Here is a 17,450-nt window from a genome sequence, read left to right on the forward strand (position 1 = left end):
AAACGTAAGAAAAGGAGAAAAGATCGTTCTACAAAAAAAGGTAAAGTATAGTCATTATCAAAGTTCAATAAAAAAGGAAAAGCTTGCGGCATCGCAAGCTTTTAGATTAACACTCCGAACTTTTTACATTGAGCGGTGGTGGAACTAGCCAACCTTTTTCTTTGTTCATTCTAAGTAATTTGGCACCATATTGCGCTTTTTTCATGTGAAATTGCCCATACATTAAAGCAATATCTTCCCTGATGCACTGTCCCATAATTGTACTACATGCCACTAAACCGGCTGCAATATCTTTACTAAGCATTGCAGCAATTTCCGGGTCAGTAAATCTCGCACCGGCAGGAATATCTTCCAAACATGCTTTTGGCCGTTCTGGCGGTGATGGCGGAAGTGCTATTCCATTTTCTTTTAACAAGTTTTCTGTTTCTTGTATCTCCGGTTTTAGAACGTTTTCAATGCTATCTTGGATAAAACTTTTTAAATCCTCATCACCCGTATGGTTGAGTAATGTTTGATATCCGGCTAATAATCCTTTAGCTGTCAGTAAATTCGTCCATACACCAAATACTTCTCCGTAGTGCATCGGTTCTTCTTTTGGATTACCACTTAAAATTCCCATAATAACCCTCCTAACAAAATTCATATATCACCTTTTCTTTAGATAATGTGGATTGATTGAAATAAATTATGCAAAGAAAAGTGAAGTGTTATTGGAAAAACAGTGTAATTTTATACGAAAACTGCTGAGTGATGATACCGTCAAGAAGTTTGTGTAATATATGATAGAGTAGATCAACCTTTTCTGCCCCACGAAAATCGGTTACACAGAATTCATGTGAAGTCACCTCACTTTTCACCTCTTTATATACTTCAATACGCAAAGCAAAAGCTAATTTGTAAAACGTCTTCTCACGGATACGATAAAATGCCGGCCAGCTAATTCCCATTTCATTGTAGATATCACAATCACGTGGTTCCTCTAAAGACACATATCGTTTAATGATTAGTTCCCTTTCGATTGCATTGAGCTTATTAAGGCGGACCCCATCAAAGGTCAGAATCCAAAATATGGATACCAACTTAATTGGAACGTGGGGGCTTAGGATTAACAGTGGACAGTTCACATTTTTTTGGAGGGTCGCGATGAAGGAGCTTTACCATGCAAAAATAGCCGTGCAAATTTTTTCAAATTCTCTCAGATCTTTCGGATTCCAAAAAAATAAAACGACTGCAAACGCAGTCGTATCAAGGAGATTAAAAATTTTAAACCGAGCCAGCCGGACACTTAAAACGCCCTCGGCAGGAATCGAACCCACATTTTGAGAACCGGAATCTCACGTGCTATCCGTTGCACCACGAGGGCAATATGTTATTCAACAATAATAGATTATAAAGGAGAAAAACGAGAAATGCAATACCTTTTTCTGTTTATTTTAATGGAATTTGGATATTATGGTATTGTAATTCAGGATGGAGACGATTTGTTTGACCTTCATTGACCATTATTGTATGATCAGTACATAAGGATGGAAAACTATCCCTATACATGAAAATGCATAAGATTGGCCCATTCCATTCCAAAAAGAAAAAGGAGGAAAACAAGATGAATTTAATTCCTACAGTAATCGAGCAGACGAACCGCGGGGAACGCGCTTACGACATTTATTCCCGCTTGCTGAAAGACCGGATCATTATGCTCGGCAGCGCGATTGACGACAATGTCGCAAACTCGATTGTTTCGCAGCTTTTATTCCTGGAAGCGGAAAATCCTGAAAAAGATATTTACCTGTACATCAACAGCCCCGGCGGCAGCGTAACAGCCGGGTTGGCGATTTACGACACCATGCAGTTCATTAAACCGGATGTGCAAACGATCTGCATCGGGATGGCTGCATCGATGGGATCCGTGTTGTTAACCGCCGGCGCGAAAGGGAAACGTTTTGCCCTGCCGAACAGTGAAGTCATGATCCACCAGCCTTTAGGCGGTGCACAAGGGCAGGCAACCGAAATTGAAATTGCAGCAAAACATATCCTTTATACACGGGCGAAATTGAACAAAATTTTGTCCGAACATACCGGCCAGCCGATTGAAGTGATTGAAAAAGATACAGACCGCGACAACTTCATGAGCGCGGAAAAAGCAAAAGAATATGGCTTAATCGACCATATTATGGCTAGGAATGAATTGAAATAATGAGGTAAACGAACCGGGCCGCCCCAACTTCGGACGGCCCGGTATTTAATATAAAAACACGTATTGACTTACCTTGAGAGTCCTGAGAAGCTTTATAAGGACCCCCTTCCGACTTTATTTTTGCCTTGAAAAGGTTTAAGTGCCTTATGAGAACCGGTTCGCATTCATTTTTGTCCCGAAACGGTTCCGAGAAGCTCTTTCAAGACCGTCCGAATTCCTTTTTTCCTCAAACGATTCTGAGAAACTTACTCAGGACCGTTTGAAGGAAAGTTTTTTCGTGGAAATGGGTATGAGAAGCTTTCTCAAGACCGGGTAGAACTTCTTTTTTCCTCCAAATGGTCCCTATAAGTCTTATACGAACCGTTCCGCGCCCCTCCCATCTCGTTACGCGTATAAGCGGTGCGCGTTTCCCGCAGGAGTCCGGTGTATATCGGGCTAAGCAATCATCTTTGCGCATACGCTTACATCCGGATCCACGGGCTTATGCATTAGTTTCCTTCAATATATTTTGACAGGTATTCAAAAGCTTCTTCTTCATCGCTGCCGTCGACGCTCAGGGTTACGGTTTCCCCATGCCCAGCAGCAAGGCTCATCAACCCCATGATGCTTTTGGCATTGACCGTTCTGCCGTCTTTTTCAAGAAAAATTTCAGACGAAAACCGGCTGGCTTCCTGGACAAAATGTGCCGCAGGGCGCGCCTGCAAACCGGTTTTCAATTTAACTTCCAATTGTTTTTCGATCATCCTTAATCCTCTCCTTTATGTTAGGCAGAGGCGTTACCGCTTTTTCCGGCCCGCCTCTCCTCTTAAGTATCTTTTGTAATGGGCTTGTTTGCCCGTAGTTTCTCTGCAATTTCATCGATTTTCCGCAGCCGGTGGTTAATGCCGGATTTGCTGATATGCCCGCCTGACACCATTTCCCCCAGTTCCTTCAAGGTAACATCCTGGTGGTTTACGCGAAGCTCCGCGATTTCACGCAGTTTTTCCGGCAACACGTCAAGGCCGACCGTTTCTTCAATATAGCGGATATTTTCCACTTGGCGGAGGGCTGCCCCGATCGTTTTATTTAAATTGGCCGTTTCACAATTTACAAGCCGGTTGACCGAATTGCGCATATCCCGCACAATCCTGACGTCTTCGAAACGGAGCAGGGCTTTGTGGGCACCGATGATATTGAGGAATTCCGTAATTTTTTCCGCCTCTTTTAAATACGTAATATATCCCTTTTTCCTTTCAAGCGTTTTGCTATTCAAACGAAAAGAATTCATCAGACGGCAGAGCGAATCGTTGTGCTCTTTATATTGGGAGGAAATTTCCAGATGGTACGAGGAAGTTTCCGGATTGTTGACGGATCCGCCTGCGAGAAAGGCGCCGCGCAAATAAGCGCGTTTGCAGCATTTCGTTCTCAAAAGTTCCGGGGAAATATGCTGGATAAAAGTGAAATTTTCTCCCAGTATGTGCAGGTCTTCCAAAATTTCTTTGGCATGGGATTTCAGCCGCACAATATAGACATTGTTTTTCTTCAGCCTCATCTTTTTCCTGACTAATAATTCTACAGGGACGTCATATAATTTTTTTACAAGGATGTAGATTCTCCGGGCAATGGCCGCATTTTCTGTCTGCACATTCACAACCAGCGCCCTGTTGGAAAAAGACAAAGACCCGTTCATGCGGATCAGCGCCGATAATTCGGATTTCACACAGCAATCTTTCAGTTCTAAATTGGTCAGCTCTTTTTTGATATCCGATGCAAATGACATCCCTCAAAGCCCCCTCCATCAGAATTATTCGTGCGCAAACCAATTGTACACACGTGAAAAGGGGATGACGTCTTTAGGTTCATCCACTTAAAAAGCGGCCGGTGTTTCCTCACTGGGCGCCAAAACGGGAATACAGCTGCTGTTTTTTCAATATATCATAGAGGATTTCAGCAACTTTATCGGTATCGTGGCGGATCACCCCGCCTTTATAAGTCAAAATGTTTCCCGAAACGACTTCGAGGCCAAGCCCCATTAATCGCTTAACATCATATACAACCGGCTGTGCCAGTTCTTCGCGGTACCTTTCCCGAATCGGCTCCGGCACTTCTTCATCATTTACCAGTATCGTATCAATACATGCGCTGCCCATATGCTCATGGATGGCAGCAACATGGTCGCTGGCGGTATAGTGAAGCGTTTCCCCCGCCTGGGTCATTAAATTGCACACATACACTTTTTTCGCGCGCGCATTGCATACTGCTTCCCCCAACCCGGGTACCATTAAATTCGGCAAAATACTCGTATAAAGGCTACCCGGTCCAATCACGATCAAATCCGCTTCATGGATGGCTTCCAATGTTTCTGGCAGCGGCTTAATGACCTCCGGCGTCAAGAATACCCTTTTGATTTTCTTCCCCGAAAACGGGATTTTCGATTCGCCCGATACAATCGAGCCGTCTTCCATTTCGGCGTGCAGCACGACGCTTTGATTGGCGGACGGAAGCACCTTTCCGCGCACGTTTAGCACTTTGCTCAATTCTTTTACCGCATGCACAAAATCGCCCGTAATCGAAGTCAGCGCCGCGATGATCAGATTGCCGAGCGAATGCCCGGAAAGTTCATCGCCTGTTTCAAAACGGTGCTGGAACATTTTTTCAAGCAATGGCTCCACGTCCGACAAAGCCGCAAGCACATTGCGGATGTCGCCGGGTGCTGGGATATCCATTTCATGACGGATTCTCCCAGAACTCCCGCCGTCATCGGCAACCGTTACAATCGCGCTGATTTCGACCGGATATTTTTTCAGCCCCCGCAAAAGAACAGGGAGCCCGGTGCCTCCCCCGATGATGGTAATTTTAGGCTTCATTGCGCTTTTTCCTCCCTTCCTTTTATGTCGCGATGGGAAATCTTCGTGTTGTAATCCCGTTCAAAATAATGGCCGATATACTCCGCCAAAGCAACTGAACGGTGCTGGCCGCCCGTGCAGCCGATACCGATCACGAGCTGGCTTTTCCCTTCACGTTTATAGTGGGGCAGCATAAAAGCAAGCAGGTCGGTCAATTTTTCAAGAAATTTGTGTGTTTCATTCCATTTTAAAACATAGTCATAAACGTCTTTGTCCAAGCCGGTTTTCGGGCGCATATGTTCAATATAAAACGGATTGGGCAAAAACCGGACGTCAAAAACCAAGTCGCAGTCAATCGGGATCCCGTTTTTAAACCCGAATGACATCACATTCACGGTAAAAACGGACTGCTTATTCGCCGAAAACTCCGTTGTGATTTTTTCGCGGAGTTCCCGCGGCTTCAGATTGGACGTGTTATAAATGATTTGCGCGCGTCCTTTCAGCTCTTCCAATATTTTTCTTTCCTGTTTAATCCCTTCCAAGGGCGGACCTGAAGGAGAAAGCGGATGCGACCTCCGTGTTTCTTTATATCTTCGCACCAAAACGGAATCATCCGCATCCAAAAACAGAATGGTTGGCGTGAGCCATGAAGATTTATCCAGTTCATCTAATGCCTTAAATAAATCATCAAAGAATTCGCGCCCGCGCAAATCCATGACGAGCGCGACTTTATTCATTTTATTATTTGCATCTTTCATGAGTTCCAGAAATTTTGGCAGAAGCGTCGGCGGCAAATTATCGACGCAGAAAAAACCAAGGTCTTCAAAACTTTGGACCGCAACGGTTTTTCCGGCACCGCTCATACCTGTAATGATGACGAGCTGCATTCGGTTTCCTTCTAAACCCATTCTTTTTCCCCCTGACGGAACAAATTGGCACATGGTTTATTCAGCTTGGATCGAGCCTGTACGACAATAAATCAAAATCTGGGGTGTACGTAAATTGCCCGTAGATCATGCCGCTACCGTGGACCATGTATTCCAAAATATGGGTATCGCCCACCGCCATCGGCAGGTCTTTGATGTCATGTATGGAATGCCATTGCAATTTTCCTTCGGCGGATTGCTCTACATTTTCCCCATCGCCTTCTGTTGCGACAAATGTGAACATCATCCACTCAGACGTGATTTTGTCCCCGTCTTTCATTACAATGGTGAAAACCCCTTTTAATTCGGGGTGTTTCAAGTAAATGCCAGTTTCTTCCCGGTATTCCCGGATGATGGCTTCGCGGACCGATTCCCCTTGTTCCATTTTTCCACCGGGCGCGACCCACCAATTGCGCCTCGGCTTTTGCAGCAATAATACTTGGTCGCCTTTGACCAATACGCAATTTGTCACTCTTTGCACAGGAAAACACCTCATGTCTGAACAGAAATGATGCGAAACGGCCGCCTGTACGCAACGCAGCCCAGAATAGCTGTTTTCAGCCATTAAAAAATAAAAATATGGTTAGGGACGACGCCACTGAAATCTTCAATACTGTACTACCCGATATACGGTTGATGGCCCGGCATGCCGCGGGCTTTTAGGGAACCCTTTTCCGCAGGAACCCTGTAAATTCCGCGCGCCTATCTGGACTGTCCCAAACAATAGAATAGCCTTCAGCATAAAACCATGTTACTTTTTATTATACTATTAATAAAACAAGCGAACAATGAATGAGCGTATCCGCAAAACACGAAAAAATGCTGCTGTTTCCTTTCCAGCAGGTTGTTTATGGCGCCTGCCGGAAACCTGCCTAATTCAACCGGTCTCGCAAAAAAAGCACAGGCATGCGCCTGTGCATCTCCAATAGGGCTTATATAAAAAAAGGGGGTCAATTTATATTGATATCTTACCCGAAGTTTGTTTCATACGGGTTACAAAAAAGTTAAAACCGCTTGACTTTTTTATGCCTTTAACGTTTCTTTCAATTCTTCGACATAATGCTGGGCGTTTTGGGCCGCAATACTTCCGTCCCCGGTTGCCGTGACAATTTGCCGGAGCGTTTTTTCCCTGACATCTCCGGCTGCGAAAATCCCCGGAATCTTTGTCTCCATTTCTTCGTTTGTCACAATATAGCCGGCCTCGTTTGTAATGCCGAGGTTTTCAAACGGCTTGGTTAGCGGCACCATCCCGATATAAATGAAAACGCCGTCCGTTTTAAAAAGCTTCTCTGATCCGTCAACGGTGGAAACGAGCGTGACGGAACCGACTTTTCCGTTTTCTTCATGGATTTCTTTTACCGTATGGTTCCAGATAAAATCGATTTTTTCATTTTTGAAAGCCCGGTCCTGGAGGATTTTTTGCGCACGCAGTTTGTCGCGCCTGTGCACAATCGTCACTTTATTGGCAAAACGCGTTAAGTAGGTGCCTTCTTCAACGGCCGAATCCCCGCCGCCGACAACCACAAGGTCTTTTCCTTTAAAGAATGCGCCGTCGCACACAGCGCAGTAGGAAACACCGCGTCCGCCAAGTTCACTTTCGCCCTTTACGCCGAGTTTTTTGTATTCGGCGCCCGTTGCGATAATTACAGACAACGCCTTGTATTCTTTTGCGCCGGCTTTGACAATTTTATAATCCCCGTCCAGGGCAATTTCTTTTATATCGCCATAAGCGTATTCCGCGCCGAATTTTTTGGCGTGTTCAAACATTTTGTTTGACAGTTCCGGACCGAGGATGGATTCATATCCCGGATAATTTTCCACTTCTTCTGTATTAACCATCTGGCCGCCCGGGACGCCGCGCTCGATCATCAATGTTTTCAAATCCGCGCGCGAAGCATAAACGGCAGCCGTCATCCCGGCAGGCCCAGCACCGATAATGATGACGTCATAAACCTGTTCTTCACCCATTTATTAGCAACACTCCTTATTCATGGCTGCAGCTGTAGAAATGCAAGCCACCCTATTTTAATCGTTCCACAAAGCAGTTTTTCCATACACGGTATACCCGTTTTTAAAAAAACCCCACCAACCATGTGTGGGGTTTTTGTTCCAACCAGAGAAAAGAAATCATCTTTCCTTTTTTATACTATAGGAAGAAAAGCCCCCCGTCCATTGATTTGCTCATAGAAAAGCGGAGGGCAGCTTTTAAAACAGTGACTTAATTTGGTTGGCGTACTTTCTTAACGTGGAGGCCGAAATTTGATATTCTGCCGCGACAGCCTGCTGGGACACTTTATCACCCTTTTGGCGGTGCCACAAATAATCGGTGGCGGCGGCGAATCCGGCTTCGTTTTTAAACCGTTCTCCGTGCTTTAGGCCGTTTAAAAAGATCGAAAACCAAACGAGCATCAAATCGGTATATCCTGGGAACATCGGCCCGTAATGTCCGTGGAGGATACATGCAATATTGTGCCCGCGCGCAAACACTTTGTCCGGGTCAAAATGCTCACGGATGCCCGACTCAAGGACATGCGCCAAATAAATTTTCTCAATCAGCGTAAAATCTTCGAAGTTTTTAAAATCAGGATGCGAAACGATGTCCGAACGATTGGAAGAAAGACCGATCAGAAAAATCCCGAATAAACGCTCAGGCATCTCCCCGCTGTTGAGCCGGTTTAAAATAAATTGGACATTTTTCTCATTCAGCTTTTTTTCCAAATCCCGGTTCCACGGTTCATATCCCTTTTTCCCTGGGTTCAGTTCGATGAGCTGCTCCCATGCCGATTCCGCTGCCTGTTGGCGGCCGGTATAATAGGCAGCCTGCGACAGCCAGTAGTAAAACGATGCATCCCCGCCAAATCCGGCTTTTTTCAACCGGTTCAACCAATGGTAAGCCTCTTCAAAACGGCCGATAGTGGCAAATGTTGCGCCGAGCTTGTATTGGTGGTCGATTAAAACCGGCCGGACCTTTTCAAGCCCTTTCACAATTTTTTCAAGTTTTTCGTCATCTTGCTTATGGTAGAAAAAAACGGCTAAATTGCATAGCGCATGAAGATTGCCCGGGTTCTTTTCCAGCAGGTCCTCCAGCACCGCGATCGCTTTTTCCGCCTGGCCGAGGTAAAAGTACGCAAGCGCAATATTATTGTAGCCGGACCAAAAATCCGGATATTTTTCGATCAGTTTGTTTAGCTCGTTAAGCGCCATTTCAAAATTTCCCGCTTCCAAAAGACGCCTTGCTTCTTCCTGCTTGATCATGAGTTCATCCTGCTCATAAGAGATGGATTCGAGTTCCCCATCGTCCAAGTCAATCATGTAAATGAGTTCTTCCGCTTCTTCCCTATACTCGCCGAACGGGTCTTTTTCCAAGTATTGGCGGGCATGGTACAAAGCCTCGTTAAAAAACCCGAGTTCCGCATAATTATTGGCTAAAAAAAAGTGGCACTCCACCATACTTGGATCGAGTTTCTCCAAAATATGGCGGAAAATGTCAATTGCCTGCTGGAACTCTTCGCAATGGGTATAAATGATCGCAAGCTGGCAGGCAATGACCGGGTCGTTCGGATCCAACTGGGCGGCGCGCTGCAAATATTTTCGTGCTTTTTTGATGTCATGGCGGTCAAAAGCCTGGACACCTTTATTAAAATAGTATTCTCCCGTCGGTATAAAAGACAGCACATTCCCATGTTCCTGCCTTAATTTGGAATCTTTGCTCATGTTGTTCCCTCACAAACAATAAACATTAGTCGCTTCTTGTAGTATATCATACATCCGGGGCGCCTTTAACCTTTTCGGCTCAAGTAATTGTTCCCTTATTCACTGTTCTGTCTGTTCGGGTCTTTCCTTTGCTTCGCGGATGATTTGCAATGGATTTCCGCCTGCAAAGGAACCAGCAGGCACATCTTTATGGACAACGGAACCGGCGGCCACCACTGCCCGGTCCCCGATCACCACCCCAGGGAGAATGGTCGTATTTGCACCGACCATTACTTCGTCGCCGATCACCACTTCCCCGATCCGGTATTCGTCTATCAAATATTCATGTGCGAGAATGGTCGTATTATAACCGATCACGCAATTTTTCCCGACCGATATTTTTTCGGGAAACATGATGTCCACCAGCACTTTATACGCAAAAGCCGTTTTGTCCCCGACTTTCATGCACAAAAATGTCCGGTACATCCAATTTTTTACGCGCAAAAACGGCATATAGCGGGCAATTTCGATGATGATGACATTTTTCAACACTTTCCAAAAAGAAACGGTTTTGTAAATTTGCCAAAGTGCATTCGCGCCTTCAACCGGATACCGCTCCGTTTTCCTCATCTGGCTTTAACCCCGACAATCTTTGCAAGGTCGGACATATGGTCAAGCATAAAATCTGGTTTATATTTTTCAAGAAAAGCGCGCCCTTTTGCCGACCACGAAACCCCGGCCGAATACGTGCCGGCATTTTTCGCCGCCTGGATATCATGGTAATTGTCGCCGATCATGATTGCTTCTTCCGGCGCCGAACCGAGCAGGTGCAGCGCTTTTTCAACAGGTTCCGGATCCGGCTTGGCCCGCTTTACATCGTCAAGCGTAATGACGGCATCGAAAAACGGATTCAAGCGGGTCAGCTTCAGCCCTTTCATGACCGTATCCTTCATTTTGGTCGATACAATCCCCAGCTTAAAGCGGTGTTCTTTCAGCATTTTAATCGTATCAAAGACGCCCGGGAATTCTTTTACGAGGGAATCGTGCTGCTGGACATTATAGGCGCGGTATATGGCGACCATTTCTTCCGCCCGCTCCGGATCGATGGATGAAAAACTGTCAATCAAAGGCGGCCCGTTAAAAATGAGCACGTCTTCCCGGCTGTAGCGCCCCGAATAATAATGGTTCAACGTATGCAAAAAGGACTGAACGATTAATTCATTCGTGTCAATCAAAGTTCCATCCAAATCAAACAAAAGCGTGGTAATCGGTTTTCCCATTTGTTTCCCTCTTTCTTCTTACTGCTCCCCGTACAGTTTGGACGATAATCCTGTTTTTCTGCGGTAAATCCATACAATCCCAGCTGCAATAATCAAAGTAACCGAAACGACCTGCGCCATGCGGATATGGGATGTGAGCATCAAGCTGTCCGTCCGCAACCCTTCGATAAAGAAACGGCCGATCGAGTACCAGATCAAATAGCTTAAGAAAATTTCTCCCCTGTGCATTTTTGCCCTTCTTAGTAACATCAGGACAATGAATCCTAAAATGTCCCACAGCGATTCATATAAAAATGTCGGCTGATAATAGGTGCCGTTTATGTACATTTGGTTGATCATCCAATCCGGCAGATGCAAATTCTCCAAAAACGCCCTGGAAACCGGCCCGCCGTGCGCTTCCTGGTTCATAAAATTGCCCCAGCGCCCGATCCCCTGCCCCAAAATTAAACTTGGCGCGGAAATATCGGCAATTTTCCAGAAAGACCCGCCTTTTACACGCGTAAATACAATCGCGGTGACAACGGCCCCGATCAACGCTCCGTGGATCGCGATGCCGCCGTTCCAGATTTTGATGATTTCATTTGGATGTTCCGAATAATAACCCCATTCAAAAATGACATAGTAAATCCGGGCGCATATAATCGAAACCGGAATCGCCCATATGCATAAATCGGCAATGATATTTTGGTCGACTGAAAGCCGGGCAGCTTCGCGCATGGCAAGATACAGCCCCAAAAGAATGCCGAAGCCGATAATAATCCCGTACCAATGCACCTCTAACCCGCCTAAATGGAACGCAATCGGGTTCAGGGGGGTAATATTTGGATCCATTTCATCACAACTCCTTTTTCACCCGTTACAATACGGTCCGCCCGGAAAATGCCAGGCGTCCGTTAACTTCTTTTATCCACGGCCGCGCATGGTCAGCCCTGGTTATTCTCCTGTTCATGTTCTTCGATGACATCCGCCAGCTTGTCCGTAAACTGCCGGGCAGCATTTACGCCCATGTTTTTCAAACGGTAATTCATGGCGGCCACTTCAATGATGATGGCCAGGTTCCTGCCGGGGCGCACCGGCACCGTCATCTTCGTGATTTCCGTATCGAGGATTTTGACTTTTTCTTCATCGAGCCCCAGCCGGTCATACTGCTTATGCTGGTCCCAAATTTCCAAATTGGCGATCATCGTAATCCGTTTGTGGCTTCTCACCGCACCTGCGCCAAATAACGTCATGACATTGATAATGCCGAGCCCGCGGATTTCCAGCAAATGTTCAATCAATTCCGGGGCATGCCCGATCAGGGAACCTTCTTCTTCCTGGACAATTTCGACACAGTCATCGGCAACAAGCCTGTGCCCTCTTTTCACAAGTTCCAGCGCAGTCTCGCTTTTCCCGACACCGCTTTTTCCGGTAATCAGAACGCCGACCCCGTATACATCAACAAGCACGCCATGGACGGCTGTCGTCGGGGCAAGCTTATATTCCAAATAATTCGTTAAACGGCTTGAAAACCGCGTTGTTTTCATCGGTGTCCGCATCACAGGGACCGAATGTTCTTCAGAAGCCTCGATCAATTCCGAGGGAATTTCCAAGCCTCTCGAAATCACAATGCCCGGTGTTATATCGCTGCACAAATTTTCCATCCTGCTTTTCCGTTCTTCCGGCGTAAGCCTGTTGCTGAAGGTGATTTCCGTCATGCCAAGCAGCTGGATGCGGTCAGCCGGATAATAATCAAAAAAGCCCGTCATCTCCAGGCCCGGCCGTGAAATATCACTCGTGGTGATCGGGCGGTGGATGCCTTCTTCTCCACTGATCAGCTCAAGATTAAACTGTTTAATAATGTCTGCTACGCGCACCTTTGCCACTATGATTCCTCCTGTATCAATCCGGCTGCAAAAAAACCGGAATGGATTATACTTGATGATTCAAAGGCTTCTTATTATTTTATCATTTCATAAAGGGGCCGTACCAGCCCTTTTCGATAAAAATGATTTTCCAGCCGCGAAGCAGGACAATAAAAAGACGGCAGGTTCTCCTGCCGTACTTCATGAATATCATGGATGGCCACATCATTCCGCAGCAGTCCTGCAAATTTCATAAAACCTTTCCCGGTCAGCCCGATTGTTTCCGGAATACTGTTTCCTGCAAAATTAAATTTACAACCGCCATAATCACCGCCACTAGAAAAGCCATGCCGAAGCTGTCAATCTCAAAACTCGGGCCCATCAGCTCATCGGTCATGACCAAGGTAATGGCATTGATGACGAGTAGAAAAATGCCCAAACTGAGGATCGTAATCGGTAAAGTGAGCAGGATTAAAATCGGCCGCACCAAAATATTCAAGATGGACAATATGAGGCTTGCCATAATGGCGGAGCCGACACTTTCAACATAAAACCCCTGGAAATAGCCGGAAAGTGCGATAAACAATATGGCGTTGATCAAAATTCCGAGTATCCAGCGCATGGTCATCAAACCTTTTCTTCAATTCTTACTTACAGTATATATCCGCACCTGCAAAAAATCCCGCCACACACCCCGTTTTTTGGAAAAGCCTAACCTTTTATGCTTTTTGGCCGTGGTCTTCCGGCTCACGATGCTTGTTAGTGCTTTGCTCTTTTATCGTAATGGTGCCTGTTTTGGCATCGGCAAATACATACAGTTCGGTTTCGGAAATGCCTTTTCGGCTGAACCGGGCAATCTTTTGAATCATTTCTTTCCGTTCTTCATATTTCTCCATGCCTTCCAGTTCTATCGCGAAGCTGCCGAAATTCGTTTTTCCTTCCCCATGCACGGACGTATTTTCCGGAATGGCAATTTCAATATTTCCGGAAACAGTTTTGGCATGCAAAGTGTCGCCTTCGGAAGCCATATTTACGGTAATATTGCCGTTGAACGCTTCAAAATCCGAGCGCCCGAAAGAGCCGTTCCAGCGGATGTCGCCGTTCATCGTCTGCGCTTCGACCTGCCGGATGACAGTCCTGTCAAATTCAACGGTGCCGTTCCCTGTCTCAATATCCGCTTTTTCCAATTCGGCACGCTCAAGCAGCACCTTGCCATGCAGTGTTTTGATCTTTAAGTGATCGGCTTGGATTTCTTTTACCTGGACATTGCCACTGAAGGTGCTTAAGATAATTTTCCGGTATTGGGCTGCCGGAATGTAAACGGCTGTGTCGGCTTTCATCCATTTTGACTGGGTAGCAAATACAAGCCTTCCGTCTTCAATAGAAAAAGTGCTGTTATTCAATAAAAAACTGCGCGCTTCTTCCCGGTCATTTGTACGGAAGACTTTTGCCCGGCATTCCACCCGCACATCTTCCTGGTCCCATTGCTTAAACGTGAGGTTTCCGTTTGCAATGTCGATTTCAATATTTTCGATCTCGGGCATATGTTGCTGGAATACATGGGAAACCTCGGCGGACTGGCTGATTTGGAAATCAAACTCCTTTATTTTTTTCAATGCCCCGCCGACCAGATCAAACAGTTTTTCTTTCGTCTCGTTGAAATTTTGTGCCGTGTCGTGGAACCTTTTTTGGCCTTCCCCGTCTCTGCCGCTTTGTTCCGTTGTTTTCCCCTCGCCCTTTTCCACATTTCCGGACTCTTCCCTGTCCAATGCCTCCAAAAGCGTCAAAGCTTCATCAGTTGACAATTTTCCGTTTTTTACCATATCCAAAATCCGTTTTCGCTTATTTTCCATAGGGGTGCCTCCTTTTTCGCACTGGTTATTATGATTACGATTATTTTTAAAAAAAGTTTCGCTACATTTTCTTTACCAAATCGTCCATATGTGAAGTACATTGCCAAGTATAATCAAACTGCCGGAAAATGATGTTTTTCCGGCAGTGTAAATTAGATTGCTTAATTCCAATCTTATTCAGCAAATAAGGCTTCAAATCTTTCGAGTGATCTCTTTTTCAAGTGTGAAAAATCAAATGGTTCAAAATGGAATGTTCCATCCAATATTTGTTTCATGCCATCCGCAATGCCCTCTTCAGAATTATTTACAATGATCACTTCATTGTTTTTTAAATGCTGGATCGTTTGCGGGAGATCAACTGTTACAGCCTTGGTTCCTACAGCCAAAGCTTCATAGAGAACCAAACCTAATCCCTCATAATGTGAGGAGAGGACAAAGCAATCGCACAATCTCAACAAACTGTATGGGTTGCTCATTCTTCCTAATAAAAATATCGCACTCCTTGCACTACTTTCCCTTATCCATGAAATGGTTTTCTTTTTAAGCGGGCCATGCGGCGCTACAATGACAAGACGTGTGTTCTTATTCAGATGATATATTTTTTCAAAAGCATGGATAAGACGTTCATGCCCCTTTTGGTAATCAAAACGGCCAATATTGATAAAGAATTTAATGTCCGGATCAAACAGGTCATTTATCAATCTGCATTTCGTTAAACCAAGCGTTTTTTTGATTAACAATTCATCGCCGGCATGAAGTTTTTTGATCGTGTCAAGTAGAATGGTTTGTTTCTTTGGTTCAATTTCATTGATAAGGTTATTTAACTCTTCGTCAAGTGAGTCATGATTATATTCGGATAAGAGCTGATCAGACTCAAAAAATAACTTTTTATGCTTTATTAAATTTGGTATTGGTAACCCACTAAGATCATCCGGATTTGATGCATACTCTACAGCTGTCTGTTTTAAAGTGTAAAAAATATTTTCTTCAGAAGCTTTGCGGATTCTTTCCTCTCCAAGAAAATTATCTATCGTACGTAATTTGCTTTTTGTAAATGGCAGGTTTTTGACCATTTTATCAAATAATTGATCACTGACAAGGACAATTTTCGACGCATATTTGTATGCTGAATAAAAAACAATCTTTTTGCTGAAATTTTTTTTGATTTCATATTCTTTAAACATATCTGTATGAACCCAAATAATCGATTTTGCACGGATATGTTTAATCATTTCAGCATATTTTCTTTCAAACCCGGTGTAATGGATAAAAGTATCAATCTTCAAATCCCCAAAAATACGCTTGAATTCATTCCGCATTAACCTGCCGACCAGCTTATTGATCAAGGGCCCTTTGAATTTTTCGTTTTTCATATATAGAGACATCATAACTCTTTCCCAGAATGTACCGTTCATCGAGCCGGGAACAGGATAGTACAACACATTATCCGGTAAATTTCTTACTCTGAAATAGTGTTTTGGCTTTAACTTTGATCTTCCAAAAAAGATAAGATAATTCCTTTTAGTCGTATCAATATTATCCAAAGTATTTATCAATGCGGTAGTTATACCATTATCCCAAAAGCCTCCGCTTAACAATGCTACTGTTTCTTTCCCATTATAAAGAGAAATTTCTTCTATATTCGGCAATTTTTTTTGTTTAAAAATATATTTGCAGATATCTTTAGTACCTTCACTGTAATCATAAGGACAAAATTTACGTTGCATGTCTTTATAAGAGATCTCTTTTTCCGTGTTTTTAAATTCTTTTATTAAATCATGAATATTATCAGCTTGTACAAAAGGATACTGGTCAATATCTTCATATACGCCCCTTGTACTAAAGTATTCGTCCTTATCGTAAGTATAGAGGATAACTTTTCTGTCCGTATTTAAAAAGTCATACATGATGGATGAATAATCCGTAATCAATACATCGACAGCTGTTAAAAACTCGTATAATTCATAAGTTGCAGGCATAGGAAAAATATTATCAAATCCACTGAGATCTACTTCAGCTTGAAAAGGATGTAGTTTTACAAAAAAGATTTCATTTTCTGACAAACTTTTGGAAATTATGTGAAGATCATCAAATAATTTTTCATTGTCATTTGATACTTTACCAACTGTTCCTCTCCAAGTCGGCATGTAAAAAATGATATTTTTATCGTCTGCTTTTATAGCAGATCGTATTTCTTTTCTGGTGTCTTCATTAAAAAGGATTGAATTTCTCGGCGATGGACCAATTACCATTTTCCCCCGATATATTCCATTCAAATTATGGGAATCCGCAAGAATTTTCTGTGTGTATTTATTGCTTACGACAATCATGTCCGACATATAAAAATTACGTTGAACATTTCCCATATCCGTCAAAACATCCATATCTTTCCCTAAATGTTTCAACGGTGTACCATGCCAAATATTAATATATTTTTGTCCCTCTTTTTTAGAAAAGAATGGGTAAAAGGAGGTATCGTTTAACAAATATTCGGCTGACGCTAAAATTTGGCAGTACTCCTTGGAAAGATAGGGAATTACATTAACATTCTTAATACCTTTATCCAATAAAAGCTGGACTTGATCTTCTACATTATTAACTGCAACATAAAGCTTTAAATCAGGATAATTGCTGGCCAATTCTTCCACCATATAAAAAAGATGGCCGGCAAGATTGTTCCCATGAGAGGATTCAACCAAAACAACATTGTTTTTAATTTTTTCTTTACGATAGTACTTAGGATACTGATATAAGTAACCTTTATTCATCCTAATTTTTTTAACTCGATTCCATCTTGTCATTATATTGGAAAATATACTCACTTTCATATTTCCT

16 protein-coding genes and 1 tRNA gene are annotated in these 17,450 nt (G+C 43.8%); 1 reads left to right on the forward strand and 16 read right to left on the reverse strand.

Translation table 11 applies throughout. The annotated features are described in order from the left end of the window. Positions 1–106 precede the first annotated feature (106 nt). Positions 107–619, reverse strand: a complete 513-nt coding sequence (locus BpJC4_RS02080) for a DUF3231 family protein (RefSeq protein WP_151681315.1) — start codon at positions 617–619, stop codon at positions 107–109. A gap of 672 nt (positions 620–1,291) precedes the next feature. Continuing rightward, positions 1,292–1,363: transfer RNA gene (locus BpJC4_RS02090), tRNA-Arg, on the reverse strand. A gap of 189 nt (positions 1,364–1,552) precedes the next feature. Here BpJC4_RS02090 and clpP point away from each other — a divergent pair. Beyond that, the gene (gene clpP, locus BpJC4_RS02095) at positions 1,553–2,194 is read left to right on the forward strand and encodes an ATP-dependent Clp endopeptidase proteolytic subunit ClpP (protein WP_151681329.1); all 642 of its coding nucleotides are present in this window, start codon (positions 1,553–1,555) and stop codon (positions 2,192–2,194) included. 488 nt (positions 2,195–2,682) lie between these two features. On the opposite strand, the gene BpJC4_RS02100 is transcribed toward clpP, so the two are convergent. The 14 genes from BpJC4_RS02100 to BpJC4_RS02170 form a co-directional block, all read right to left on the reverse strand. After that, positions 2,683–2,937: an HPr family phosphocarrier protein gene (locus BpJC4_RS02100; protein WP_151681316.1), complete on the reverse strand. Its 255-nt coding sequence runs from the start codon at positions 2,935–2,937 to the stop codon at positions 2,683–2,685. Positions 2,938–2,999: 62 nt separating this feature from the next. Further along, entirely contained in the window at positions 3,000–3,953 is a 954-nt protein-coding gene (gene whiA / locus BpJC4_RS02105; RefSeq protein ID WP_151697475.1) for a DNA-binding protein WhiA, read from the reverse strand. A 109-nt stretch (positions 3,954–4,062) separates the two neighbouring features. Next, entirely contained in the window at positions 4,063–5,040 is a 978-nt protein-coding gene (gene mgfK / locus BpJC4_RS02110) for a gluconeogenesis morphogenetic factor MgfK (RefSeq protein WP_151681318.1), read from the reverse strand. After that, the gene (rapZ, locus tag BpJC4_RS02115) at positions 5,037–5,927 is read right to left on the reverse strand and encodes an RNase adapter RapZ (protein ID WP_151697476.1); all 891 of its coding nucleotides are present in this window, start codon (positions 5,925–5,927) and stop codon (positions 5,037–5,039) included. Before rapZ ends, mgfK begins: the two co-directional genes overlap by 4 nt. Positions 5,928–5,967: 40 nt before the next feature. Beyond that, entirely contained in the window at positions 5,968–6,426 is a 459-nt protein-coding gene (locus tag BpJC4_RS02120; protein ID WP_151697477.1) for an NUDIX hydrolase, read from the reverse strand. A 542-nt stretch (positions 6,427–6,968) separates the two neighbouring features. Next, the gene (gene trxB / locus BpJC4_RS02125; RefSeq protein WP_151681321.1) at positions 6,969–7,913 is read right to left on the reverse strand and encodes a thioredoxin-disulfide reductase; all 945 of its coding nucleotides are present in this window, start codon (positions 7,911–7,913) and stop codon (positions 6,969–6,971) included. A 237-nt stretch (positions 7,914–8,150) separates the two neighbouring features. Further along, positions 8,151–9,659 carry a tetratricopeptide repeat protein gene (locus BpJC4_RS02130; RefSeq protein ID WP_151697478.1) on the reverse strand — a complete coding sequence of 503 codons (1,509 nt, stop codon included), beginning with the start codon at positions 9,657–9,659 and terminating at the stop codon, positions 8,151–8,153. A 99-nt stretch (positions 9,660–9,758) separates the two neighbouring features. Next, the gene (locus BpJC4_RS02135; protein WP_151681323.1) at positions 9,759–10,268 is read right to left on the reverse strand and encodes an acyltransferase; all 510 of its coding nucleotides are present in this window, start codon (positions 10,266–10,268) and stop codon (positions 9,759–9,761) included. Continuing rightward, on the reverse strand, positions 10,265–10,918 hold the full coding sequence (gene ppaX, locus BpJC4_RS16285) for a pyrophosphatase PpaX (protein WP_151697479.1): 654 nt from the start codon (positions 10,916–10,918) through the stop codon (positions 10,265–10,267). The genes BpJC4_RS02135 and ppaX overlap by 4 nt, the downstream gene beginning before the upstream one ends. Before the next feature lie 18 nt (positions 10,919–10,936). Next, positions 10,937–11,749 carry a prolipoprotein diacylglyceryl transferase gene (gene lgt, locus BpJC4_RS16290; RefSeq protein WP_151697480.1) on the reverse strand — a complete coding sequence of 271 codons (813 nt, stop codon included), beginning with the start codon at positions 11,747–11,749 and terminating at the stop codon, positions 10,937–10,939. Between the two features lie 92 nt (positions 11,750–11,841). Further along, entirely contained in the window at positions 11,842–12,783 is a 942-nt protein-coding gene (gene hprK / locus BpJC4_RS02150) for an HPr(Ser) kinase/phosphatase (protein WP_151681326.1), read from the reverse strand. Between the two features lie 247 nt (positions 12,784–13,030). Further along, a complete protein-coding gene (locus BpJC4_RS02160; RefSeq protein ID WP_151681330.1) occupies positions 13,031–13,384 on the reverse strand; it encodes a phage holin family protein in 354 nt (117 codons plus the stop codon). 97 nt (positions 13,385–13,481) lie between these two features. Next, on the reverse strand, positions 13,482–14,615 hold the full coding sequence (locus BpJC4_RS02165) for a DUF4097 family beta strand repeat-containing protein (protein ID WP_151697482.1): 1,134 nt from the start codon (positions 14,613–14,615) through the stop codon (positions 13,482–13,484). A 173-nt stretch (positions 14,616–14,788) separates the two neighbouring features. Next, the gene (locus BpJC4_RS02170) at positions 14,789–17,437 is read right to left on the reverse strand and encodes a CDP-glycerol glycerophosphotransferase family protein (protein WP_172968342.1); all 2,649 of its coding nucleotides are present in this window, start codon (positions 17,435–17,437) and stop codon (positions 14,789–14,791) included. Between the last annotated feature and the right edge of the window lie 13 nt (positions 17,438–17,450).

The sequence above is a fragment of the Weizmannia acidilactici genome (assembly GCF_008974185.1).
Classification (GTDB): domain Bacteria; phylum Bacillota; class Bacilli; order Bacillales; family Bacillaceae_C; genus Weizmannia; species Weizmannia acidilactici.